Origin of the sequence: Pseudomonas citronellolis (assembly GCF_900112375.1) — a bacterium.
GTDB classification, from domain to species: domain Bacteria; phylum Pseudomonadota; class Gammaproteobacteria; order Pseudomonadales; family Pseudomonadaceae; genus Pseudomonas; species Pseudomonas citronellolis.
In genome coordinates this window covers 1-22,051 of the sequence record NZ_FOLS01000036.1, presented here as the reverse complement: position 1 = coordinate 22,051, position 22,051 = coordinate 1, and the positions used below count along the sequence as shown (strand labels likewise).

Below are 22,051 nucleotides of genomic sequence, written 5' to 3'. Positions count from 1 at the left end.
GGGGCCTGCGCCGGGTGCTCTTCGTAGGAGCGAGCTTGCTCGCGAACCGCCCTGCGTGCCTCCGCCACCCCGTCATCCCCGCGAACGCGGGGAACCAGAGACGCTGGGCTCCCGCGTTCGCGGGAGTGACGGTTATGGTTCGCGAGCAAGCTCGCTCCTACGAAGGGCGATGGCGCTGCGGTGTCTTTTGCGGCGTCAACCTGTAGGTGCAACTGTCTTGCCGGCTGCGCCGAAGCGCTCTCGTGCCGCGAAACCCATGCTGCTGTGGCGATGGGTATCGCTTCGCTCAACCCATCCTACAAAAGCCCCGCGGCTGTGCTCTTCGTAGGAGCGAGCTTGCTCGCGAACCGCATGGCACCGCGTTTGTTCGCGAGCAAGCTCGCTCCTACGAGAAGCCGTGTCCGTCCGTCCGCGCCGGGCCTTCAGTGCGTCGCCATCCAGATCAGCAGCCCGGCCTGGAACACCGCGAACACCGTCAGGCAGGCGATGATGAAGCGCAGGCTGGTGTCGTCGCGGCGGAAGGTCTCGATGCGCTGCTGCAGCTTGCGGATCTCGTTGTCCTGGCTGGCCAGGTTCTGGTCGGCCTGCTCCAGCATGGCCGCGGCGTCCAGCAGCGGCAGCAGTTGCACCTTGTCCTTGTTCCAGTCGTCGTACAGCTCGCTCACCCGTCCGGCGCCGTAGCGGGCCTTGAGCAGGCGCGAGTCCTCGTACTCCACGTCGAAGCCCTGGGCGCGCAGGAAGTGGTCGCGGCGCAGGCGGATGTCCTCGTTGGGCGCGTCCTTCACCCCCAGCACGCCGCCCTCGACCTTGTAGTGCGCCCACTTCTGCCGCGCCCAGGCGATGCCCTGGGCCAGCAGGAAGCGGCCCAGGCCGCGGTTGATCGGCTCCAGGGCGAAGCCGCTGTCGGCGCCGAAGCGCACTTCCTTGTTGCGGTGGTCGGCCCAGACCTCGAACAGGTTCTGCTCCTTGCGCAGGGCCTGGCCGGGCAGCTGGATGCTCAGGCGCAGCAGGCTCTGCTCCGGGGCGTGGCGTTCCACCCGGCCGAGCTGGACGAAGCGCAGGGCGCGGGCGCCGGTGCTGCGGTCGGTGGGCAGGGGCGCCAGGCGCAGCAGGCGGAAATGCTCCGGCGCCAGCTCCGCCCAGGGATGGGGCGGGGCCGGTGTTTCGGCGGGGGCGGCGGCGTCGCTGCGTGGGTCGGCGTCGGTCATTGGATTCCTCGGGCCTGGCCGACGGCCAGGGATCAACTCAACTTCTGTAGGAAGCGTGTAAGTAACGACTTTCATACAGGGGCTAAGCGATTATCGACGCCGACAGTGATTTCTTGAGACGCCCGTTTCAGCTCATGCCTTCGGCCGATGGAGTCTGCGGGCGGGTTCGCAGGATGAAGCCGACCAGTCGCTGGACCAGGTCGCGGGCCAGCGGCAGCCCGGGGTCGTTGTAGGACGCCAGCTGCTTCTTCACGTCGGCCGGGACGATGCGCAGGATGTGGTTCATGCCGGAGATCAACTGCAGCTCGGCGTCCGGCCTGGCGCGCTGCAGCGCCTGGGCGTCGGCCACGTCGACCTGGATGTCGCTGGTGCCCTGCAGGATCAGCGTCGGCTGGCGCACCCGGGCCAGCGCCTGCGCCGGGTCGTGGCGGAACAGCGAGATCAGGTAGGGCTGCACGCTGGGGCGGAGCAGCGCGTTCAGCTGCGCCGGCACCTCGGGCACCTGATGGCCGCCGCGCAACCGGTCGAGGATGGCATCGGCCTTCGCCAGCAGGGGCGGCGGCAGGCGCACCGAGAGCTGCTCGCGCAGCACCTTGTCGATCGACCGGCCGCTGCCGGCGATCAGCACAAGGGCCGCGGCCTTGCTGCGCGGCGCGGCCAGGCTGGCGATCAGCGCGCCCTCGCTGTGGCCCACCAGCACCTGCGGGCCGAAGCGCGGGTCCGCGGCCAGCCGGTCGCTCCAGGCCACCAGGTCGTCGACGTAGCCGTCGACGCTCAGTTGCCGTTCGTCCGGCGCGGCGTCGCGGCTGCGGGCGATGCCGCGCTTGTCGTAGCGCAGGCTGGCGATGCCGTCGCTGGCCAGGGCCTCGGCCAGGCGCCGCAGGTAGGCGTTGTTGCCGCCCTCGGGGTTGTTGCCGTCGCGGTCGGTGGGGCCGGAGCCGGCCACCAGCAGGGCCAGCGGCGGCGGGCTGGCGGTCTGCGGCAGCAGCAGGGTGCCGCGCAGCACGCCGTGGCCGGTGTCCAGGTCGTAGGGGCGTTGCAGGATGGTGGGGGAGGCGGCGTAGGTCATTGTGGCGAACAGCCAGCAGGAAAGAAGGGCGATAAGGCGCGGCATGGAAGGCTTCATGGACTGCATGATAGCGGTTTGACGGCGCGCGCCGCGGAAGGTTCGCAGGGCGGTATGTCGCAGGTATACTGCTGGGCCTTTTCGTTCACCCAAGTCTTCCGCGGAGCCTCGCATGTCCGGCAACACCTACGGCAAGCTGTTCACCGTCACCACCGCTGGCGAAAGCCACGGCCCGGCGCTGGTCGCCATCGTCGACGGCTGCCCGCCGGGGCTGGAGCTTTCCCTGGAAGACCTGCAGCGCGACCTCGACCGGCGCAAACCCGGCACCAGCCGGCACACCACCCAGCGCCAGGAAGCCGACGAGGTGGAAATCCTCTCCGGCGTGTTCGAGGGCAAGACCACCGGCACCCCGATCGGCCTGCTGATCCGCAACACCGACCAGAAGTCCAAGGACTACTCGGCGATCAAGGACCTGTTCCGCCCGGCCCACGCCGACTACAGCTACCACCACAAGTACGGCGTGCGCGACTACCGCGGCGGCGGCCGTTCCTCGGCCCGCGAGACCGCCATGCGCGTGGCCGCCGGGGCCATCGCCAAGAAGTACCTGGCGAGCCTGGGCATCCAGGTGCGCGGCTACATGAGCCAACTGGGCCCGATCGAAATCCCCTTCAAGACCTGGGACAGCGTCGAGCAGAACGCCTTCTTCAGCCCCGACCCGGACAAGGTGGCGGAGCTGGAGGCCTACATGGACCAGCTGCGCCGCGACCAGGATTCGGTGGGCGCGAAGATCACCGTGGTCGCCGAAGGCGTGCCGCCGGGCCTGGGCGAGCCGATCTTCGACCGCCTGGACGCCGAACTGGCCCACGCGCTGATGAGCATCAACGCGGTCAAGGGCGTGGAGATCGGCGCCGGCTTCGCCAGCGTCGCCCAACGCGGCACCGAGCACCGCGACGAGCTGACCCCCGAGGGCTTCCTGTCGAACAACGCCGGCGGCATCCTCGGCGGCATCTCCAGCGGCCAGCCGATAGTCGCGCACCTGGCGCTCAAGCCCACCTCCAGCATCACCACCCCCGGCCGCTCCATCGACGTGAACGGCAACCCGGTGGACGTGGTCACCAAGGGCCGCCACGACCCCTGCGTGGGCATCCGCGCCACCCCCATCGCCGAGGCGATGATGGCCATCGTGCTGATGGACCACCTGCTGCGCCAGCGCGCGCAGAATGCCGACGTGCGCGTCAGCACGCCAGTGTTGCCACAGCTCTGAGCCACAAGCTGCAAGCTTCAAGCCGGCGTTGAAATTCCGGCTTCGGCGCTTGCGGCTTGAAGCTTGCCGCTAATGGCTGCCCCTGTCCCCTACTGGCGCCTGTCCAGCTTCTACTTCTTCTATTTCTGCCTGCTGGGCGGGACCGCGCCTTTCCTCGCCCTGTACTTCCACCACCTGGGCTTTTCCGCCGCGCGCATCGGCGAGCTGGTGGCCATTCCCATGCTGATGCGCTGCGTGGCGCCGAACCTGTGGGGCTGGCTGGGCGACCGTTCCGGCCAGCGCCTGCGCATCGTGCGCTTCGGCGCGCTGTGCACGGCGGCGTGCTTCGCGCTGATCTTCCTCGACCACAGCTACGCCTGGCTGGCGCTGGTGATGGCCGGGCATGCGTTCTTCTGGCACGCGGTGCTGCCGCAGTTCGAGGTCATCACCCTGGCCCACCTGGGCGAGCGCACCGCCAGCTACAGCCGCATCCGCCTGTGGGGCTCGATCGGCTTCATCTGCACCGTGGTCGGCCTGGGTCGGTTGTTCGAGGCCACCAGCCTGGACTACTACCCCTGGGCGCTGCTGGCGATCATGCTGGGCATCGTCGCCGCCAGTTGGTGGGTGCCCAATGCCCAGCCGGCTTGGCGCCACGGCGACGCGCCGGCCAGCGGCTTCCTGGCCCAGCTGCGCCAGCCGGGGGTGATCGCCTTCTACTTGTGCGTGTGCCTGATGCAGCTGTCCCACGGGCCGTACTACACCTTCCTCACCCTGCACCTGGAGGCCCTCGGCTACAGCCGCGGGCTGATCGGCTGGCTGTGGGCCCTGGGCGTGGTGGCCGAGGTGCTGCTGTTCCTGGTGATGCCGCGCCTGCTGGGGCGCTTCAGCCTGCGCCAGGTGCTGGCGGCGAGCTTCCTGCTGGCGGCGCTGCGCTGGCTGCTGCTGGGCAGCCTGGCCGACCACCTGGGCCTGCTATTGTTCGCCCAGCTGCTGCACGCGGCCACCTTCGGCGCTTTCCACGCCGCCGCCATCCATTTCGTCCAGCGCAGCTTCCAGGCGCGCCAGCAGGGCCAGGGGCAGGCGCTCTACGCCGCGCTGGCCGGCACCGGCGGCGCCCTCGGCGCGCTTTACTCCGGCTACAGCTGGGCCAGCCTGGGCCCGGCCTGGACTTTCGCCATCGCCAGCCTGGCGGCGCTGGCCGCAGCCGTTATCATCCGTACCCGTCTGAAAGAGGAGCGGCCATGAGCAACAACCGTGAACACCTGACCCGCCAGATCATCGAGGCCGGGCGCTTCCTGTACGGCCGCGGCTGGTCGCCGGCCACCAGCAGCAACTATTCCGCGCGCCTGGCCGCCGACCGCGCGCTGCTCACCGTCTCGGGCAAGCACAAGGGCCAGCTGGGCGTCGACGACGTGCTGGAGACCGATCTTGCCGGCAACAGCCTCGAACCGGGAAAGAAGCCCTCGGCGGAAACGCTGTTGCACACCCAGCTGTATGCCTGGCGCGCCGAGATAGGCGCGGTGCTGCACACCCACTCGGTGAACGCCACCGTGCTCTCGCGCCTGACCCCCGCCGACCGCCTGGAGCTGGAAGACTACGAGCTGCAGAAGGCCTTCGCCGGCGTCACCACCCACGAGGGCCGGGTGACGGTGCCGATCTTCGACAACGACCAGGACATCGCCCGCCTGGCGGGCAAGGTCCAGCCCTGGCTGGACGCCCACCCGGACTGCCCCGGCTACCTGATCCGCGGCCACGGCCTGTACACTTGGGGGCCGCGCATGGAAGACGCCCTGCGCCAGGTGGAAGCCTTCGAATTCCTCTTCGAATGCGAACTTAAAGTGATCAGCCTTCGCGGCGGCACGCGCTGAGCGAATCCGGCAGTACCCGAGGACCCGAGCATGAGCAGCCTGACCGTCTACCACGAATCCGCCCCCGAACAGCCGCTGAAGCTGCTGACCCACGCCGAGGACATCGCCGCCACCCTGGCCGAGCTCGGCGTGCGCTTCGAGCGCTGGCAGGCCAGCGCGCCCATCGCCCCCGGCGCCAGCCCCGACGAGGTGCTGGCCGCCTACGCGGCGGAGATCCAGCGCCTGAAGGACGAGCAGGGCTACGTCACCGTCGACGTGGTCAGCCTGAATGCGGACCACCCGCAGAAGGACGAGCTGCGCGCCAAGTTCCTCGACGAACACCGCCACGGCGAGGACGAGGTGCGCTTCTTCGTCGCCGGCCGCGGCCTGTTCACCCTGCACGTCGAGGACCACGTCTACGCCGTGCTCTGCGAGAAGAACGACCTGATCTCGGTGCCGGCCGGCACCCGCCACTGGTTCGACATGGGCGAGCGCCCGCACTTCGTGGCCATCCGTCTGTTCAACAACCCCGAGGGCTGGGTGGCGAAGTTCACCGGCGACGAGATCGCCCGGCGCTTCCCGCTGCTGGAAGACTGAACCCTGTGCTCTTCGTAGGAGCGAGCTTGCTCGCGAACGGATTCCGCGGCGGGGTTGGTTCGCGAGCAAGCTCGCTCCTACAAAAAATAAGCCGCCCCTGCTTTGGAGTCCCCATGCCGATCAAAGCCATCCTCACCGACATCGAAGGCACCACCAGCGCTGTCAGCTTCGTCTTCGACGTGCTCTTCCCCTACGCCGCCGCGCACCTGCCGGATTTCGTCCGCGAGCACGCCGGCGAGCCGGAAGTGGCCGCGCAGCTGGACGCGGTACGCGCCGAGAGCGGCGAAGCCGGCGCCGACGTCGAGCGCTGCATCGCCATCCTCCTGCAGTGGATAGCCGAGGACCGCAAGGCCACGCCGCTCAAGGCGCTGCAGGGCATGGTCTGGGCGCAGGGCTACCGCGCCGGCCAGCTCAAGGGCCACGTCTACCCGGACGCGGTGGAGGCGCTGCGCCGCTGGAAGGCCGAGGGCTATGACCTGTACGTCTACTCCTCCGGCTCGATCCAGGCGCAGAAGCTGATCTTCGGCTGCTCCGAGGCCGGCGACCTGGCGCCGCTGTTCTCCGGCTACTTCGACACCACCAGCGGGCCCAAGCGCGAGGCCGCCTCCTATGCGCGCATCGTCCAGGCCATCGGCCTGCCGGCGGAGCAGGTGCTGTTCCTCTCCGACGTGGTGCAGGAGCTGGACGCCGCCCGCGAAGCCGGCCTGGCAACCATCGGCCTGGCCCGCGAAGGCGGCGCCTTGGAAGGCCACGAGACGCAGGCCAGCTTCGCCCTGATCGACCCGGCCCGCTGCTGAGGCCGCCGCCGCCGTCTATGCTGGAGGGCACACCTCCAGCAGCGGGAGCGGCGCCATGGGTTCGACCTTCAACGGCCTGATCGGCCTGATCATCTTCGCCCTCGACGTCTGGGCGATCATCAGCGTGCTCAAGAGCAGCGCCGACGTGCCCATCAAGATCATCTGGGTGTTGGTGATCCTCATCCTGCCCTTGCTGGGGCTGGTGATCTGGGCGATCGCCGGGCCCAAGGGCAACGTGCGGGTTTGACCTCGGGCTGGTCGTATCGGTGGACGATCCGGCGCGGCCGGTGAATCCAATCGCGGACGGAGTCCGCTCCTACAGCTCCCGGGAGGCATGATCGTAGGATGGGTTGAGCTTGCGAAACCCATGCGGTTGCGCTGATGGGTATCGCTTCGCTCAACACCATCCTACGAAAAGCCATGCTCGCTCATGCGGTAGGAGCGGACTCTGTCCGCGATCGGGCCGCGAAACCGTCAGATCAGCTCCAACTCCCGCGACGCCCCCACCATCACCCCCTCCAGCCGCAGCAGCGCCTCCTTGCGCGGCAGGCCGCCGCCGTAGCCGGTGAGGCTGCCGTCGCGGCCGATCACCCGGTGGCAGGGGATGATGATGCTGATCGGGTTGGCGCCGTTGGCCGCGCCCACCGCGCGCACCGCCTTCGGCCGGCCGATGCGTTCGGCCAGGTCGGCGTACCAGGTGGTGTGGCCGTAGGGAATCTGCGTCAGCGCGTGCCAGACCTGGCGCTGGAACTCGGTGCCCTGGGGCGCCAGGCGCACGTCGAAGACCTTGCGCTTGCCGGCGAAGTATTCGTCCAGCTGCTTCATCACGGCGTCGAGCTGGCTGCTGGCCTCGCGCCAGTCCGGGCCCGGCTCGTGGCCTTCGAACGGGGTCATGTAGAGCATGCGCAGGCCCTGTTCGTCGCCGGCCAGCAGCAGGCGGCAGAGGGGGCTGTCGTAGTAGCGGTAATGCATGGCTTCATCCTCCGATGCGGCTGCCTTGCGAATAGGCTTGCCAGAGATAGACGGCGGCGTAGGCGCGCCAGGGGCGCCAGGCCTCGGCGCGGCGTTGCAGGTCGCGGGCGCTGGTGCCGGCCTCGCCCCAGACCGGCGACTTGAGCAGGCCCAGGTCGGCGGCGGGGAAGGCGTCGGCCTCGCCGAAGGCGCGCAGGGCCACGTATTCGGCGGTCCAGGGGCCGATGCCGGGCAGTTCGCAGAGGCGCTTCACCAGCGCTTCTGCGCCATCCTCCACATGCAGTTCCAGGGCGCCTTCGGCCACCGCCGCGGCGAAGCGCTGCAGGCTGGCCACGCGCTTGCCGGGCATGCCGATGCCGTCCAGGTCCGTCTCGGCCAGGGCCCGCGGGGTAGGGAAGAGGTACTGCGGGCCGTCGGCCACGGCATTGCCCAGGGGCTGGCCGAGGCGCTGCACCAGGCGGCCGGTGATGGTCACCGCGGCCTTCACCGTGACCTGCTGGCCGACGATGGCGCGCACCGCCTGCTCGAACGGGTCGAAGGCGCAGGGCAGGCGCAGCCCCGGCCAGGCCTCGACGAGCGGGCGCAACAGCGGGTCGGCGCCCAGGTGCGCGGCCACCGCCCGCGGGTCGCTGTCCAGGTCGAACATCTTGCGCACCCGCTCGGCCAGTGGGGCGCTGTCGGCGCCGGCGCCGTCCAGGTGCAGTTCCAGGCGCAGGGCTGGCTCGTCGGCCAGCGGGCGGATCTCCATCCAGCCGGGCACGCCATCCAGGCGCAGGCTGCGCCGGTAGTGCGCCTCGCCCAGCGTTTCCACCCCGGCCAGGCGGCGCAGGGCGAAATGGGCGTGGAACTGTGCCCAGTCCCAGGGCGGCTGGTAGGGCAGGTGCAGGACGAGGGGCGTGATGGGTGCGTTCATGGCGCTGACCATAGCCCGCCGCCGCCGCGCTGTCGTCCCGCAGCTGACTTTCAAAGTGAGCGGGCAAAGTGAATGGGCAAAGTGGAGTGGGCGAAGTGAGCGGGTTCGACCTGTCATGCCTCGCACAGTAGAATGCGCGCCTTTCACGGCCGGCCCTCGGCCCGCTTCATTCACCGTTGAACCGGGAGACCGCCCATGCGCGATTACCAGGAAACCCTCTACGAAGGCTACGGCCAGCGTTTCAGCGTCGACCAGCTGCTCCACGAGGTGCGCACCGAGCACCAGCACCTGGTGATCTTCGAGAACGCCCGCATGGGCCGGGTGATGGCCCTGGACGGGGTGATCCAGACCACCGAGGCCGACGAGTTCATCTACCACGAGATGCTCACCCACGTGCCCATCCTCGCCCATGGCGCGGCCAAGCGCGTGCTGATCATCGGCGGCGGCGACGGCGGCATGCTGCGCGAGGTGTGCAAGCACGCCAGCGTCGAGCACATCACCATGGTCGAGATCGACGGCACCGTGGTCGACATGTGCAGGCAATTCCTGCCGCGCCATTCCAACGGCGCCTTCGACGACCCGCGCCTGGACCTGGTGATCGACGACGGCATGCGCTTCGTCGCCACCACCGAGCGCAAATTCGACGTGATCATCTCCGACTCCACCGACCCCATCGGCCCGGGCGAGGTGCTGTTCTCCGAGAACTTCTACCAGGCCTGCCACCGCTGCCTGAACCCGGGCGGCGTGCTGGTCACCCAGAACGGCACCCCGTTCATGCAGCTGGACACCGTGCGCAACACCGCCGGTCGGATGAACGGCCTGTTCGCCGACTGGCACTTCTACCAGGCGGCGGTGCCCACCTACATCGGCGGCGCCATGACCTTCGCCTGGGGCGCCCTTGAGCCCGCCCTGCGCCGCGTGCCGCTGGAAACCCTGCGCCAGCGCTTCGCCGCCAGCGGCATCGCCACCCGCTACTACAACCCGGAAATCCACCAGGGCGCCTTCGCCCTGCCGCAGTACGTGCTGCAGGCCATCGGCAAGCCGCACAACGACTGATCCGCAAGCGCCGCTGTCGGAACCATCCGGCGGCGGCGACTCTTTTTTCACCTGTGTTGGGCATAATCCGACGCCTTGACGGCATTTTCTTAAGGTCTGGCTAATTTTCACCGACTAGAATGCGCCGCCCGCTTCCACGTCCCGCTCCCGGGGCGTGGAGCCTCCGCGCCTCCCCGCAGGGGAGGGCGCCCGAACCGAACGTTGCACAAGACGGAACCTGAAACATGGGCCAATCGGAAGTCCTGAATACCCGCCAGCGCGCCGCCAACCTGGCGCGCGCCACGGTGTCCAGCCACCTGGGGTTCATCCTGCTCGGCAGCCTGGCGCTGATGCTGATGTTCTCCCTGCTGCGCCTGGCGCTGCTGGTCTACAACCGCGAGCTGATCGGCGACACCCCGGCCAGCACCTTCTTCGAAGCCTTCCTCACCGGGGTGCGCTTCGACATCCGCGCGGTGGTGCTGATAGTCGCGCCGATGATCTTCGCCCTGGTCAGCGTCACCGCCATGCGCTGGCGCATGTTCTGGCGCGTGTGGCTGACCGCCCTGGCCAGCCTGACGCTGTTCCTCGGCGTGCTGGAGCTGGACTTCTACCGCGAGTTCCACCAGCGCCTGAACAGCCTGGTGTTCCAGTACATGTCCGAAGACCCGAAGACGGTCATGAGCATGATCTGGTACGGCTACCCGGTGGTCCGCTACCTGCTGGCCTGGGCCGTGGCCACCTGGCTGCTGTTCATGCTGTTCCGCGGCGTCGACCGCGCCACCCGGCCCAGCGCCGTGGGCGCCTCGGCCGCCGCCTGGTACCTGCGCGTGGCCGCCCTGCTGGTGGTGGTGGTGGTGGCCGGCGTCGCCTACCGCGGCACCCTGCGCCAGGGCCCGCCGCTGCGCTGGGGCGATGCCTTCACCACCGACTCGATGTTCGCCAACCACCTGGGCCTGAACGGCTCCATGACCCTGCTCAAGGCCGCCGAGGACCGCTTCGGCGAGGACCGCGCGAACATCTGGAAGGCCACCCTGCCCGACGACCAGGCCCGCGACACCGTGCGGCAGATGCTGCTGACGCCCAACGACAAGCTGGTCGACGCCGACGACGCGGCCATCCGCCGCGACTTCACCCCGCCGGCCGAAGGCACGCTGCCGGGCGTGAAGAACGTGGTGGTGATCCTCATGGAAAGCTTCGCCGGCCACTTCGTCGGCGCCCTGGGCGCGCCGGGCAACATCACCCCGTACTTCGACAAGCTGTCGAAGGAAGGCCTGCTGTTCACCCAGTTCTTCTCCAACGGCACCCATACCCACCAGGGCATGTTCGCCACCATGGCCTGCTTCCCCAACCTGCCGGGCTTCGAGTACCTGATGCAGACGCCCGAGGGCGGCCACAAGTTCTCCGGCCTGCCGCAGCTGCTCAGCGCGCGCCAGTTCGACGACGTCTACGTCTACAACGGTGACTTCGCCTGGGACAACCAGTCCGGCTTCTTCGCCAACCAGGGCATGACCACCTTCGTCGGCCGCAATGACTTCGTGAACCCGGTGTTCTCCGACCCGACCTGGGGCGTGTCCGACCAGGACATGTTCTCCCGCGGCAACGAGGAACTGGACCGCCTGGCCGCCAGCGGCAAGCCGTTCTATGCCCTGCTGCAGACGCTCTCCAACCACGTGCCCTACGCCCTGCCCAAGGACCTGCCGGTGGAACGCGTGACCGGCAACGGCAGCCTCGACGAGCACCTGACCGCCATGCGCTACTCCGACTGGGCGCTGGGCCAGTTCTTCGAGAAGGCCAAGAAGTCGCCGTACTACAAGGACACCCTGTTCGTGGTGGTGGGCGACCACGGCTTCGGCGCGCCGGAACAGCTGACCGAGATGGACCTGTTCCGCTTCAACGTGCCGCTGCTGATCATCGCCCCGGGCATCCAGGATAAGTACGGCGCCAGCCGCGACACCGTGGGCACCCAGATCGACATCGTGCCGACCATCATGGGCCGCCTGGGCGGCGAGGTGCGCCACCAGTGCTGGGGCCGCGACCTGCTGAACCTGCCGGCCGGCGACAAGGGCTTCGGCGTGATCAAGCCCTCGGGCAGCGAACAGGTGGTGGCCATCCTTTCCGGCAACCGCATCCTGATCAAGCCCAAGGAAGGCGACATCCGCGTGTACGACTACCAGGTCGGCGCCCATCCCAAGGCCGATCGCGTGCAGAGCGTGCCGGACGAGGCCGAGCTGAAGAAGCGCCTGGAATCCTTCATCCAGACCGCCACCAGGAGCCTGCTGAACAACACCACCGGCGTGGTGGACAGCAAGCCGGACAGCGACTGACCGGCGCGTGACGGAGAAGGGGCCTGCGGGCCCCTTTTTCGTGGGCGGTGCTTTAAGATTTGGTTATAAATTAAGTCGATATTGATATAAGCGCTTATAAGGAAAGCCGCTATCCTGCCCGCCGGTTTTCGCAAGCCGTTCACGGCTTTCAGGAAGGGTTGATGGAATTCGGCGTCCTTGGTTTCGTTGTCGCAGGCTTGCTGGTCGGGTTCATCGTGGGCATGACCGGCGTCGGCGGCGGTTCGCTGATGACGCCCATCCTGCTCTGGTTCGGCATCAACCCGGCGGCCGCCGTGGGCACCGACCTGCTGTACGCGGCCATCACCAAGTCCGGCGGCGTGCTGGTGCACACCCGGCACAAGAACGTCGACTGGCGCATCACCGGCTGGCTGACTCTCGGCAGCGTGCCGGCGGCGGGGCTGACCCTGCTGTTCCTGCACAGCCTGGGCGCCGACACCCAGGCGTTGAACACGGTGATCAAGCACGCCCTGGGCGTGGTCCTGCTGCTCACCGCCCTGGCCATCCTGTTCAAGCAGAAGCTGCTGGCCTTCGCCCACAAGCACGCCGGCGACCATTACCACCTGGGCGGCGCCAGCCTCAACGGCCTCACCATTCTCACCGGCGTGGTGCTCGGCGCGATGGTCGCGCTGACCTCCATCGGCGCCGGCGCGCTGGGCACGGTGGCGCTGTTCGTGCTCTATCCCTTCCTCGCCACCCGCCGCCTGGTGGGCACCGAGATCGCCCACGCGGTGCCTCTGACGCTGGTGGCCGGCCTGGGCCATGCCAGCATGGGCAACATGGATTGGCAGTTGCTGGGGTACCTGCTGTGTGGTTCGCTGCCGGGGATCTACCTGGGGAGCCATCTGTCCGGACGGATTTCCGATAACGTCCTGCGGCCGTGCCTGGCGGTGATGTTGTTCAGCATTGGCTACAAGCTGGTGTTCTGATCCGGTTCGGCGGTTCTCTGGGTTCGTGGGAGCGAGCTGGCTCGCGAACCTTGGTCCTGTGTTCCCGTCTCCCCATCGTCATTCCCGCGAACGCGACATCCATGTCGCAGACCTCCTGAGCGCGGGTTTCGCTCGGCCTTCGAATCGCGGACAGAGTCCGCTCCAGTTCCAGGAAGCACGGGCGTAGGAGCGGACTCCGTCCGCGATCGGATTCACCGGCCACGCCGGACATCCCGGTGGCACGGATGGCGGCGGATAACCGCGAACGGTTATTCGCCCTACGTTCCCATTCGCGGGAATGACGGGGCGGGGGTCGGAGCATCAGGATGACTCCAGATTCTCCGGCTGCTCAGGGCAGCCCCCTCTCCCTTCAGGGCGGGGCGCGCAGCCGAGGGCTGGGGAGAGGGCGCTCTTGAACCCCACTGCACTGCACCGGCAGATGCTCCAGTCACTGCAGCACGAATGAAAAAAGCCGCGCAGGAGTGAGGCGCGGCTGGAAGCGGCGGGCGTCGGGAGGGCCCGCCGAAAGCGTTGGCTTCAGTGGTGCCCGCAGAGGGCGTCGCGGCCACGTTCGCCGAGGATGTTGAACAGCAGGTTGAGCAGCACGGCCCAGATCGCGGTCATGGCGATGCCGCTGTGGGTGATCGGTTCCATCCAGGCGGGCAGGGCGGCGAAGAAGTCCGGGCGCACCACCGGGACCATGCCCATGCCGATGCTCACCGCCACCAGCAGCTGGTTGCGGCGGTCGACGATGTCCACCTCGTGGAGGATGCGGATGCCGCTGGCGGCGACCATGCCGAACATGGCGATGCCGGCGCCGCCGAGCACCGCCGGCGGGATCGAGGCGACCACGTAGGCGGCCTTGGGCATCAGGCTGAGGAGGATCAGGAAGCCGCCGGCGGCCACGGTGACGAAGCGGCTGCGCACCCCGGTCATCTGCACCAGGCCGATGTTCTGGGCGAACGACGAATGGGTGAAGGTGTTCATGAAGCCGGCGAAGAACGACGCCGTGGCATCGCACAGCAGGCCGCGGCGCAGGCGCTTGGGGCAGATCTCGTCGCCGGTGATCTTGCCCAGGGCGAGGAACATGCCGGTGGACTCGACGAAGATGATCAGCACCACCAGGCACATCGACAGCACCGGGGCCAGGTGGAAGCTGGGCGCGCCGAAGTGCAGCGGGGTGACCACCTCGAAGGCCGGGCGGGCGTCGATGCCGGACAGGTCGACCATGCCCATGGCGCTGGCGACGATATAGCCCAGCAGCATGCCGATGAGCACCGAGACGTTGGTCCAGAAACCCTTGAGGAAGCGGTTGACCAGCAGGATGGCGGCCAGCACCAGGCTGGACAGGAACAGGTATTCCAGGGCGCCGAAGTTGGCCGCGCCCTTGCCGCCGCCGGCCCAGTTGATGGCCACCGGGAACAGGCACATGCCGATGGAGGTGATCACGGTGCCGGTCACCAGCGGCGGGAAGAAGCGCACGATGCGGCTCATGAAGGGCGCGACGAGCATGCCGAACAGGCCGGCGGCGATGGTCGCGCCGAAGATGCCGTTGATGCCCACGCCGGGCATCCCGGCCATGGCCACCATGCTGCCGACGGCGGCGAAGCTGGCGCCCATCATCACCGGCATGCGGATGCCGACCGGGCCGATGCCCAGCGACTGCACCACGGTGGCGATGCCGGCGACCAGCAGGTCGGCATTGATCAGGAAGGCGATTTCCTCGCGGGACAGGCCGGCGGCCTGGCCGACGATCAGCGGGACGGCCACGGCGCCGCCGTACATCAGGAGCACGTGCTGGAATCCCACCAGCAGCAGTTGCAGCAACGGCAGACGCTGGTCGGCGGACGAGCCGGCCGCGTGGCGCTCAGTTACCTCGGACATGCAACACCTCGATTTTTTATTGTTGTGTCACTGGTGGACGCCGATCAGGCTCGGCGGCCGGGTAGTACTGGCTCGCCACACCCCCGGGGCCGTGCGGGTGAAGCGGTGCGGGACTTTATAGCGTTGATGTGTATTCGCTTCAATATGTTTTTGTATACAACTCTCTGGTCGGCTTGTGAATGATGGGTTTCGGGTCGCTCTAGGCCGCGTGTTCCGTGGCTCCGGCGGGATGTAGCCGTAGGTCGGGCGGGACTACATTTTTATTCCGTGGAGTCGGTGTTCCTGTAGGAGCGGACTTTGTCCGCGATTCGCGCGCAGGGCGCGCTCCTACATGGCTTGGGCGGTGCAGGCGAAACATCGGGCGCCGGCCTTGCCGGAGGAATCGCGGACGGAGTCCGCTCCAGCTCGGCGTGGGGTACGGTGGCTCTTTGTAGGAGCGAGCTTGCTCGCGAACCGCCCGGACACCCAAACCACCCTCGTCATTCCCGCGAACGCGGGAAGCCAGCGGCGTTCATGGCGCCAGTCTCTGGTTCCCCGCGTTCGCGGGGATGACGGGGTTAGGGGAGGAGGTAGGGCAAGGTTCGCGAGCAAGCTCGCTCCTACGAAAAGCCCATGGGCATAAAAAAACCGCACCCGGAGGTGCGGTCTTTCTGGTTCCGGCGAACCGCGGTGGCTCAGTTGGTCTGGGCGCCCTTGGCGATCCAGGAGCCGATCAGGTTGCGCTCTTCCTGGGTCATCTGGGTGATGTTGCCCAGCGGCATGACCTGGGAGGCCACGGCCAGCGCCTGGATCTTCGCGGTCTGCGCCTGGATCTGCTGCGGCGTGTCGAACATCACGCCGGCCGGGGCGGCGCTGAACAGCGGGCTGGTCGGCTTGGCCGAGTGGCACACGGTGCAGCGTTCCTGGATGACGTGATGAACCTTCTCGAAGTCGCCATTGCCGCCGGCGCCGGCGGCTTGCGCCTGGGCCGGGGCCTGTGCGGCGGCGGGCTTGTCGGCCTCTTCCTTGGCGCGTTCGGCGGCGGTCTTGCCGCCGATGGCGGTTTCCGGCAGCGGCTGGTACTGCACCTGCGCGGCGTTGCCGGCGGGGGCGGCGCTCTGCAGCGTCGGGCCGGTGACGAAGGCCAGGGCGATCATGCCCACGGCGCCGGCGGGCAGGGCCCAGGCCATGCCGTTGCCGTTGTGGCGGGTGTTGAAGTAGTGCCGCACGATCACCGCCAGCGCCGCGATGCACGCCAGGATCAGCCAGTTGTAGTGGCTGCCGTAGGTGCTCGGGAAGTGGTTGCTGATCATGATGAACAGCACCGGCAGGGTGAAGTAGTTGTTGTGGCGCGAACGCAGCAGGCCCTTGGCCGGCAGCACCGGGTCGGGCTCGCGGCCTTCCTCGATGGCCTTAACCAGCGCGCGCTGGGCCGGCATGATCACCCGGAACACGTTGCCGACCATGATGGTGCCGATGATCGCGCCGACGTGCAGGTAGGCGCCGCGGCCGCTGAACACCTGGCTGAGCAGGTAGGCGGCGAGCACCAGCAGGGCGAACAGGATGGCGCCGAGCAGGGCGGGGGTCTTGCCCAGCGGCGAGTCGCACAGGCCGGAGTAGATGAACCAGCCGGCGATCAGCGAGCCGATGCCGATGGCGATGGCCGCGGCGGGCGCCAGGTCGCTGCCCGGGGCCACCAGGTACAGGCTGGGGTTCAGGTAGAAGACGATGGTCAGCAGGCACACGCCCGAGAGCCAGGTGGAGTAGGCCTCCCATTTGAACCAGTGGAGGTTGTCCGGCATCTTCGGCGGCGCCAGCTTGTATTTCTCCAGGTGGTAGATGCCGCCACCGTGGATCGCCCAGAGGTCACCCGAGAGCCCCTCGCGCGGGTTGACGCGGTTGAGGTTGTTCTCCAGCCAGACGAAGTAGAACGAGGCACCGATCCAGGCGATGCCGACGATCATGTGAATCCAGCGAACCAGCAGGTTCGCCCATTCGATGAGATGTGCTTCCACAGTCATTACCTCTTGCCCGGGCGCCGGCGTCGCGGCGGACGGGCCTCTCTTATTAGTTTAGTTGGGGGTCGAGGAGCAGTTGCTCGTCCTCGGTGAAGAAATGCTCGTCGCAGTTGTTGCCGGAACCGCTGCGATCGACCACCAGGAAGTCATCCCGCTTTTCGATCGTCAGCACCGGGTGGTGCCAGACGCCGCGGTGGTAATTGATGCCCTGCCTTCCGTTGCTCAGGAAGGCGCGGACAAGACCCGGTACAGGTACGTCGCCAAGTGGCGCGACCACGACCAGAAAGGAGTTGCCGAGCAGCGGGATGAAGGCCTGGCTGCCCAGCGGATGACGCTCCAGCATGCGGATGCGCAAGGGCATCTCCAGTGCTTCGGCGCTGAAGATGCTGATGATCGCCTTATCCTCGGGCTGCGCGGTCTCGACCGTGGCGAGCTTGTGATAGCGGCGGGTGGAACCGTTGTTGATCATGAAGTAGTCGCTGCCCTCGGTCTCGATGACATCACCGAACGGGGCGAAGGCTTCCTTGGTCAACGGTTCGATCTTCAGGGTACGCATGGCTGGTCACTTGTATTCGTTGTACTGAACCCGGGCGGGGCCCGGGAACCGCTTCTTCCGTCACTCCCGCGAACGCGGGGGCCCAGTGTCTCTGGCCCCCCGCGCCTGCGGTGACGACGGCGGTGTTTCGCTTACCTGGCCACTTTGCCGAACAGGCGCAGACGGCTGACGCCACCGTCCGGGAAGATGTTCAGGCGCACGTGGGTGATCGGGCCCAGTTCCTTGATCTGTTCGATGAAGGTGTGCTCGTTGTGCATCTGCAGCTTCTGGCTGGGCAGCAGCTCGCGCCAGTACAGGCTCTGGGTGGCGATCTGGCTGTCGGTGCCGCCCTTCACGAAGGCCGCCTGGATGTTGCAGCTCTCCGGGTAGTTGCCCTTGAAGTGCAGGGTGTCGACGACGATCTTCTCGACGATGCCGGCGTGGCCCAGCGCGACAATCACCCAGTCGTTGCCCGGGGTGCGGCGGCGGCCGGTTTCCCAGCCGTCGCCCATGTTCACGCCGCGGCCGGGGTTGAGGATGTTGCTCATGCGGCCGAAGTGCTCGTCGGAGCAGGCGAGGGCGCGGCCGCCGTTGAGGGCCGCGGCCAGGTCGACCTGCTCGTTGGGGTTCTGCTGGGCCCAGTCGCGGAACGGGATGCCGTACACGCGCAGGCGCGCCACGCCGCCATCGGGGTAGATGTTCAGGCGCAGGTGGGTGTAGGGGCGCTCGTCGCTGATCTCGTGGTAGTGGTGGCTATTGCCCTGCAGTTCGACGGAAGACAGCACTTCGCTCCACTGGGTGTCGTCGTTCGGCTCGCCCTCGGCCACGAAGCAGCCGTCGAGGGAGGCCGACGGCGGGAAGTTGCCGGTGAAGAAGCTGGTGTCGATGTCCACGCCCTTGATCGAGCCCGGCACGCCCAGGCGGATCACCGCGTGGTCATAGCCTTCGAAGCGCTTGCGGCGGGATTCCCAGCCGTCCATCCACTTGCCGTTGTCGTCGAATACGCCTTCCTTCCACACCGCGGGGGTGGGCTGCAGCATGCGGCTGGCAGCGGCGAACCATTCGTCGGTGACGCTGATCACCTTGCTCCCCAGGCGCTCGTCGGCCAGGTTGACGAATTTCTCGAAGGGAGCGTTGTAGGTTCTCATCTTGTTCTCCTTGGTGACGTGTTAGTCCGGTCCTGCGCGCTCACAGCTGCTGCAGACGGAACATCGCGATCTTGTTGATCTCGGCCAGGGCGGTCTGGAATTCCTGCTCCGGCGTGTTGTGGATGCGCTCCTCGAAGGCCGCGAGGATCTGGTGGCGGTTGCTGCCCTTCACCGCCTTGATGAAGGGGAAGCCGAATTTCGCCTTGTACGCGTCGTTGAGTTCGTTGAAGCGGGCGAATTCCTCGGCGGTGCATTCGTGGATGCCGGCGCCGGCCTGCTCGGAGGTGCTGGAGGCGGTCAGCTCGCCGCGCACCGCGGCCTTGCCGGCGAGGTCCGGGTGAGCGTTGATCAGTGCCAGCTGGGCTTCATGGCTGGCCGACAGGAGGATGTCGGCCATGCGCTGCTGCAGGCTCTCGATGTCGTTGAGGCTTTCGTCCACGCCCAGGTCGTAGGCCTTCTCGGCCACCCAGGGGGAATGTTCGTAGATGTCGGCGAAGGCGGCGACGAAGGCCGCGCGGTCGAGGCTGGCCGGGGTGAGGGTCTGGAAGCGGCTCATGCCTGGCTCTCCTTGAACGGGTGCTTTTCGTGCCAGTGGCGGGCGATGTCGACGCGGCGGGTGATCCACACCTTCTCATGGCCTTTCACGTACTGGATGAAGCGCTCCAGCGCGGCGAGGCGCGCCGGGCGGCCGAGCAGGCGGCAGTGCATGCCGATGGAGAGCATCTTCGGCGCGCCCTCGGCGCCTTCGGCGTAGAGCACGTCGAAGGCGTCCTTGAGGTATTCGAAGAAGTCGTCGCCCTTGTTGAAGCCCTGCACCTGGGTGAAGCGCATGTCGTTGGTGTCCAGGGTGTAGGGGATCACCAGGTGCGGCTTCTCCGCGGTGCTCTCCGGGTCCCAGTAGGGCAGGTCGTCGTCGTAGGTGTCGGAGTCGTAGAGGAAGCCGCCTTCCTCGCGCACCAGGCGCCGGGTGTTCGGGCCGGTGCGGCCGGTGTACCAGCCCTGCGGGCGCTCGCCGGTCAGCTCGGTGAGGATGCGGATGGCCTCCAGCAGGTGCTCGCGCTCCTGGGCCTCGTCCATGTACTGGTAGTCGATCCAGCGGTAGCCGTGGCTGCAGATCTCGTGGCCGGCGGCGACCATCGCTCTGATCACGTCCGGGTGGCGCTGGGCGGCCATGGCCACGGCGAAGATGGTCAGCGGCAGGTCGTATTTCCTGAACAGCTTGAGCAGGCGCCAGACGCCGGCGCGGCTGCCGTATTCGTAGAGGGATTCCATGCTCATGTTGCGCGCGCCCTGCAGCGACTGGGCGGCGACCATCTCGGAGAGGAAGGCCTCGGATTCTTTGTCGCCATGGAGGATGCAGCGCTCGCCGCCTTCCTCGTAGTTGAGCACGAAGGACAGCGCGATGCGGGCGTCGCCCGGCCAGTGCGGGTGGGGAGGGTTGTCGGCGTAACCGATCAGGTCGCGTGGGTAGTCAGCGCTCACTGCAGTGTTCCTTCTTGTTGGGGGCGGCGTGGGGCGGTAGGGCGTGCGCCACCGTGTTGCGAGATATTGTATACAAGTTGTGTGGTCGAATGTAAATACAATCCCGCGCGCCGATTTCGCCATCCGTCGTCATCCGCATCCGTCGGTAGAACAAGCAAATTACCTGCCCGAACGGTCAGCCTGGCGGGCTGTGGCCTTCCTGGTTCCGGCGATGGATCGAAATGCCGCGTGCTGGTGCGCTGGCGCCGTTTCGGGGCGCTGGAGCGAATTTTTTGTATACAATGTTTTGGTGATGGCGTATTTTCGTCCCATCCAACCCACCCGGCCGGCCGCTGCCTGCGGGGTGCAACCCACACCACACCGAGAAGGAGGACGGCGTCCGCCGGCCGCGCCGGGGATGCCCAGAGCCCATGGGACGTTTGACGACGCACGTACTGGATTCCGCCCACGGCTGCCCCGGCCATGGCATCAAGGTCGAGCTCTACCGCGTGGAAGGCCAGCAGCTGGAACTGGTCGCCACCCGCGTGACCAACGACGACGGCCGCTGCGACGAGCCGCTGTTGCAGGGCGAGGACTTCCGCGCCGGGGTCTACCAGTTGCAGTTCAACGCCGGCGACTACTACCGCGCCCGTGGCGTGCAACTGCCGCAACCGGCCTTCCTCGATCAGGTGGTGCTGCGCTTCGGCATCGCCTCGGAAAGCGACCACTACCACGTGCCGCTGCTGATCTCGCCGTACAGCTACTCGACCTACCGCGGCAGCTAGGCCGCCACCGACTTCCCACCCGACTCTTCGTGGAGTCCCATCGGCCCGCCTCTGGCGGGTCTTTTTTTGCCTGTGCGTTCTTGCGCCGAGATGCTTTCGTAGGATGGGTTGAACTTGCGAAACCCATCGGGCAATGGCGATGGGTATCGCTTCGCTCCACCCCCACCGCGTTCCCATGTAGGAGCGTGCCCTGCGCGCGAAATCGCGGGCAGGGCCCGCTCCTACAGGTTGCCACCGAACCTCTCGTCTGCACCGGACAGCTCCCTCTCCCTTCAGGGCGGGGCGCGCAGTCGAGGGTTGGGGAGAGGGAGCGGAATCAACCCTGAACACCATTGCTGCCGGTAAATACCGTTCGCGAGCAAGCTCGCTCCTACGAAAAGCACTGGCACCTGTAGGAGCGAGCTTGCTCGCGAACGGTTCTATGGACCTCAGCGGCTCAACAACGAAGCCCCGCCCGCGGTCGCGAAGAGCGCAGCGCTGCCGCGGTTGAACCAGGCCTGGCCCTTGCCCGAGCGCAGGAAGCGCGCGGCGCCGCGGGCGCTGAGGCCGTAGAACAGCTTGCAGGCGAAGTCGAGCAGCGCCCAGGTGAGGATCATCACCAGCAGCTGCTGCCACAGCGGGTGGTCGGCCTTGAGGAACTGCGGCAGGAAGGCGGCGAAGAACAGGATGTCCTTCGGGTTGCTGGCGCCCAGGCCGAAGGCCTTCCAGTACAGGCTGCGGAAGCCCGGGTTGACCGGCATCTCCTCGGCGGCGCGCGGCTGGCCGGCGATGCGGGATTCCTGCCAGCTCTGCCAGGCCAGGTAGAACAGGTAGAGCGCGCCCAGCACCTTGAGCACGCTGAACAGCTTCTCCGAGGCCAGCAGCAGCGCGCCCAGGCCCAGGGCCGAGGCGCTGAGCAGGCAGATGGAGGCGCTGACCCCGCCGAGGAAGGCCGGCAGCGAACGGCGCAGGCCATAGTTGAGGCTGTTGCTGACCATCAGCAGCGACAGCGGGCCGGGAATCAGGATCACGATCAGGGCGGCGCTGCTGTAGAGCAGCCAGGTTTCCAGGTTCATCGCGGGCTCTCGAATGCAAAGGCCCCGACGCAGGCATGCGTCGGGGCCGTGGCGGGGCCGCTCCAGATTACAGGAAGATGAATTTGGCTACAAATATCGCACAGAGTGCATACAGGCTGACGGTCACGTCCTTGTGGCGGCCGGTGAAGACCTTCATCGCCACGTAGGTCACGAAGCCCATGGCGATGCCGTCCGCCACCGAGAAGGTCAGTGGCATCATGATCACGGTGACGATGG

The 22,051-nt window shown here is 67.4% G+C and carries 21 protein-coding genes and 1 pseudogene; 10 read left to right on the top strand and 12 right to left on the bottom strand.

Annotated elements, in window-relative coordinates; genetic code table 11:
* Positions 1 to 422: 422 nt before the first annotated feature.
* Both BM060_RS27085 and BM060_RS27080 read right to left on the bottom strand, forming a co-directional pair.
* Positions 423 to 1,208 carry a hypothetical protein gene (locus BM060_RS27085; protein ID WP_058490244.1) on the bottom strand — a complete coding sequence of 262 codons (786 nt, stop codon included), beginning with the start codon at positions 1,206 to 1,208 and terminating at the stop codon, positions 423 to 425.
* A gap of 127 nt (positions 1,209 to 1,335) precedes the next feature.
* Positions 1,336 to 2,334 (bottom strand): alpha/beta hydrolase, encoded by a 999-nt coding sequence (locus tag BM060_RS27080; RefSeq protein ID WP_074984924.1) that lies wholly within the window; start codon positions 2,332 to 2,334, stop codon positions 1,336 to 1,338.
* A gap of 112 nt (positions 2,335 to 2,446) precedes the next feature.
* On the opposite strand from BM060_RS27080, the gene aroC reads away from it, so the two are divergent.
* The 6 genes from aroC to BM060_RS27050 all read left to right on the top strand — a co-directional run bounded on the left by aroC (position 2,447) and on the right by BM060_RS27050 (position 7,005).
* Positions 2,447 to 3,538, top strand: a complete 1,092-nt coding sequence (gene aroC / locus BM060_RS27075) for a chorismate synthase (RefSeq protein WP_074984854.1) — start codon at positions 2,447 to 2,449, stop codon at positions 3,536 to 3,538.
* A 72-nt stretch (positions 3,539 to 3,610) separates the two neighbouring features.
* The gene (locus BM060_RS27070; RefSeq protein WP_074984852.1) at positions 3,611 to 4,762 is read left to right on the top strand and encodes an MFS transporter; all 1,152 of its coding nucleotides are present in this window, start codon (positions 3,611 to 3,613) and stop codon (positions 4,760 to 4,762) included.
* On the top strand, positions 4,759 to 5,385 hold the full coding sequence (locus tag BM060_RS27065) for a methylthioribulose 1-phosphate dehydratase (protein ID WP_074984850.1): 627 nt from the start codon (positions 4,759 to 4,761) through the stop codon (positions 5,383 to 5,385). Before BM060_RS27070 ends, BM060_RS27065 begins: the two co-directional genes overlap by 4 nt.
* A 30-nt stretch (positions 5,386 to 5,415) precedes the next feature.
* Entirely contained in the window at positions 5,416 to 5,961 is a 546-nt protein-coding gene (locus tag BM060_RS27060) for a 1,2-dihydroxy-3-keto-5-methylthiopentene dioxygenase (RefSeq protein ID WP_074984847.1), read from the top strand.
* Between the two features lie 113 nt (positions 5,962 to 6,074).
* Positions 6,075 to 6,758, top strand: coding sequence for an acireductone synthase (mtnC, locus tag BM060_RS27055; protein WP_074984844.1), 684 nt, complete (start codon positions 6,075 to 6,077; stop codon positions 6,756 to 6,758).
* A gap of 55 nt (positions 6,759 to 6,813) precedes the next feature.
* Positions 6,814 to 7,005, top strand: coding sequence for a PLDc N-terminal domain-containing protein (locus BM060_RS27050; RefSeq protein ID WP_043272153.1), 192 nt, complete (start codon positions 6,814 to 6,816; stop codon positions 7,003 to 7,005).
* A gap of 227 nt (positions 7,006 to 7,232) precedes the next feature.
* On the opposite strand, the gene BM060_RS27045 is transcribed toward BM060_RS27050, so the two are convergent.
* The gene (locus BM060_RS27045; RefSeq protein WP_074984841.1) at positions 7,233 to 7,730 is read right to left on the bottom strand and encodes a methylated-DNA--[protein]-cysteine S-methyltransferase; all 498 of its coding nucleotides are present in this window, start codon (positions 7,728 to 7,730) and stop codon (positions 7,233 to 7,235) included.
* Between the two features lie 4 nt (positions 7,731 to 7,734).
* On the bottom strand, positions 7,735 to 8,643 hold the full coding sequence (locus BM060_RS27040) for a DNA-3-methyladenine glycosylase family protein (RefSeq protein ID WP_074984923.1): 909 nt from the start codon (positions 8,641 to 8,643) through the stop codon (positions 7,735 to 7,737).
* 195 nt (positions 8,644 to 8,838) lie between these two features.
* On the opposite strand from BM060_RS27040, the gene speE reads away from it, so the two are divergent.
* The 3 genes from speE (at position 8,839) to BM060_RS27025 (ending at position 12,949) form a co-directional block, all read left to right on the top strand.
* Positions 8,839 to 9,699, top strand: a complete 861-nt coding sequence (gene speE / locus BM060_RS27035) for a polyamine aminopropyltransferase (RefSeq protein ID WP_074984839.1) — start codon at positions 8,839 to 8,841, stop codon at positions 9,697 to 9,699.
* Positions 9,700 to 9,923: 224 nt separating this feature from the next.
* Positions 9,924 to 12,002 (top strand): LTA synthase family protein, encoded by a 2,079-nt coding sequence (locus BM060_RS27030; protein ID WP_074984836.1) that lies wholly within the window; start codon positions 9,924 to 9,926, stop codon positions 12,000 to 12,002.
* 161 nt (positions 12,003 to 12,163) lie between these two features.
* A complete protein-coding gene (locus tag BM060_RS27025; protein ID WP_009618662.1) occupies positions 12,164 to 12,949 on the top strand; it encodes a sulfite exporter TauE/SafE family protein in 786 nt (261 codons plus the stop codon).
* Positions 12,950 to 13,486: 537 nt separating this feature from the next.
* Here BM060_RS27025 and BM060_RS27020 read toward each other — a convergent pair.
* The 6 genes from BM060_RS27020 to puuE all read right to left on the bottom strand — a co-directional run bounded on the left by BM060_RS27020 (position 13,487) and on the right by puuE (position 19,995).
* Positions 13,487 to 14,833, bottom strand: coding sequence for a nucleobase:cation symporter-2 family protein (locus BM060_RS27020; RefSeq protein WP_074984833.1), 1,347 nt, complete (start codon positions 14,831 to 14,833; stop codon positions 13,487 to 13,489).
* A 674-nt stretch (positions 14,834 to 15,507) separates the two neighbouring features.
* The gene (locus tag BM060_RS27010; RefSeq protein WP_074984922.1) at positions 15,508 to 16,827 is read right to left on the bottom strand and encodes a urate hydroxylase PuuD; all 1,320 of its coding nucleotides are present in this window, start codon (positions 16,825 to 16,827) and stop codon (positions 15,508 to 15,510) included.
* 52 nt (positions 16,828 to 16,879) lie between these two features.
* A complete protein-coding gene (locus BM060_RS27005) occupies positions 16,880 to 17,386 on the bottom strand; it encodes an ureidoglycolate lyase (protein WP_074984827.1) in 507 nt (168 codons plus the stop codon).
* A gap of 131 nt (positions 17,387 to 17,517) precedes the next feature.
* Positions 17,518 to 18,513 carry an allantoicase gene (gene alc / locus BM060_RS27000; RefSeq protein ID WP_074984825.1) on the bottom strand — a complete coding sequence of 332 codons (996 nt, stop codon included), beginning with the start codon at positions 18,511 to 18,513 and terminating at the stop codon, positions 17,518 to 17,520.
* A 40-nt stretch (positions 18,514 to 18,553) separates the two neighbouring features.
* On the bottom strand, positions 18,554 to 19,069 hold the full coding sequence (gene uraD / locus BM060_RS26995) for a 2-oxo-4-hydroxy-4-carboxy-5-ureidoimidazoline decarboxylase (protein ID WP_009618673.1): 516 nt from the start codon (positions 19,067 to 19,069) through the stop codon (positions 18,554 to 18,556).
* The gene (gene puuE / locus BM060_RS26990) at positions 19,066 to 19,995 is read right to left on the bottom strand and encodes an allantoinase PuuE (protein ID WP_074984822.1); all 930 of its coding nucleotides are present in this window, start codon (positions 19,993 to 19,995) and stop codon (positions 19,066 to 19,068) included. Before puuE ends, uraD begins: the two co-directional genes overlap by 4 nt.
* A gap of 410 nt (positions 19,996 to 20,405) precedes the next feature.
* Here puuE and uraH point away from each other — a divergent pair, with 410 nt between their 5' ends.
* A complete protein-coding gene (uraH, locus tag BM060_RS26985) occupies positions 20,406 to 20,759 on the top strand; it encodes a hydroxyisourate hydrolase (RefSeq protein ID WP_009618677.1) in 354 nt (117 codons plus the stop codon).
* A gap of 428 nt (positions 20,760 to 21,187) precedes the next feature.
* On the opposite strand, the gene BM060_RS26980 is transcribed toward uraH, so the two are convergent.
* Complete coding sequence (locus BM060_RS26980) at positions 21,188 to 21,814, bottom strand: LysE family translocator (RefSeq protein ID WP_009618679.1); 627 nt, start codon at positions 21,812 to 21,814, stop codon at positions 21,188 to 21,190.
* A 67-nt stretch (positions 21,815 to 21,881) separates the two neighbouring features.
* Positions 21,882 to 22,051 (bottom strand): annotated as a pseudogene (locus tag BM060_RS26975) (NCS2 family permease); the annotation flags it as partial.

Bases quoted from the DNA above. Each gene is read 5' to 3' on its own strand.
- mtnC (WP_074984844.1), top strand. From the start codon at position 6,075: ATGCCGATCAAAGCCATCCTCACCGACATCGAAGGCACCACCAGCGCT.
- BM060_RS27030 (WP_074984836.1), top strand. From the start codon at position 9,924: ATGGGCCAATCGGAAGTCCTGAATACCCGCCAGCGCGCCGCCAACCTG.
- BM060_RS27080 (WP_074984924.1), bottom strand. From the start codon at position 2,334: ATGAAGCCTTCCATGCCGCGCCTTATCGCCCTTCTTTCCTGCTGGCTG.
- BM060_RS27060 (WP_074984847.1), top strand. From the start codon at position 5,416: ATGAGCAGCCTGACCGTCTACCACGAATCCGCCCCCGAACAGCCGCTG.
- BM060_RS27040 (WP_074984923.1), bottom strand. From the start codon at position 8,643: ATGAACGCACCCATCACGCCCCTCGTCCTGCACCTGCCCTACCAGCCG.
- BM060_RS27025 (WP_009618662.1), top strand. From the start codon at position 12,164: ATGGAATTCGGCGTCCTTGGTTTCGTTGTCGCAGGCTTGCTGGTCGGG.
- BM060_RS27085 (WP_058490244.1), bottom strand. From the start codon at position 1,208: ATGACCGACGCCGACCCACGCAGCGACGCCGCCGCCCCCGCCGAAACA.
- uraD (WP_009618673.1), bottom strand. From the start codon at position 19,069: ATGAGCCGCTTCCAGACCCTCACCCCGGCCAGCCTCGACCGCGCGGCC.
- BM060_RS26980 (WP_009618679.1), bottom strand. From the start codon at position 21,814: ATGAACCTGGAAACCTGGCTGCTCTACAGCAGCGCCGCCCTGATCGTG.
- BM060_RS27005 (WP_074984827.1), bottom strand. From the start codon at position 17,386: ATGCGTACCCTGAAGATCGAACCGTTGACCAAGGAAGCCTTCGCCCCG.
- BM060_RS27020 (WP_074984833.1), bottom strand. From the start codon at position 14,833: ATGTCCGAGGTAACTGAGCGCCACGCGGCCGGCTCGTCCGCCGACCAG.
- alc (WP_074984825.1), bottom strand. From the start codon at position 18,513: ATGAGAACCTACAACGCTCCCTTCGAGAAATTCGTCAACCTGGCCGAC.
- BM060_RS27045 (WP_074984841.1), bottom strand. From the start codon at position 7,730: ATGCATTACCGCTACTACGACAGCCCCCTCTGCCGCCTGCTGCTGGCC.
- speE (WP_074984839.1), top strand. From the start codon at position 8,839: ATGCGCGATTACCAGGAAACCCTCTACGAAGGCTACGGCCAGCGTTTC.
- BM060_RS27065 (WP_074984850.1), top strand. From the start codon at position 4,759: ATGAGCAACAACCGTGAACACCTGACCCGCCAGATCATCGAGGCCGGG.
- BM060_RS27050 (WP_043272153.1), top strand. From the start codon at position 6,814: ATGGGTTCGACCTTCAACGGCCTGATCGGCCTGATCATCTTCGCCCTC.
- BM060_RS27070 (WP_074984852.1), top strand. From the start codon at position 3,611: ATGGCTGCCCCTGTCCCCTACTGGCGCCTGTCCAGCTTCTACTTCTTC.
- aroC (WP_074984854.1), top strand. From the start codon at position 2,447: ATGTCCGGCAACACCTACGGCAAGCTGTTCACCGTCACCACCGCTGGC.
- uraH (WP_009618677.1), top strand. From the start codon at position 20,406: ATGGGACGTTTGACGACGCACGTACTGGATTCCGCCCACGGCTGCCCC.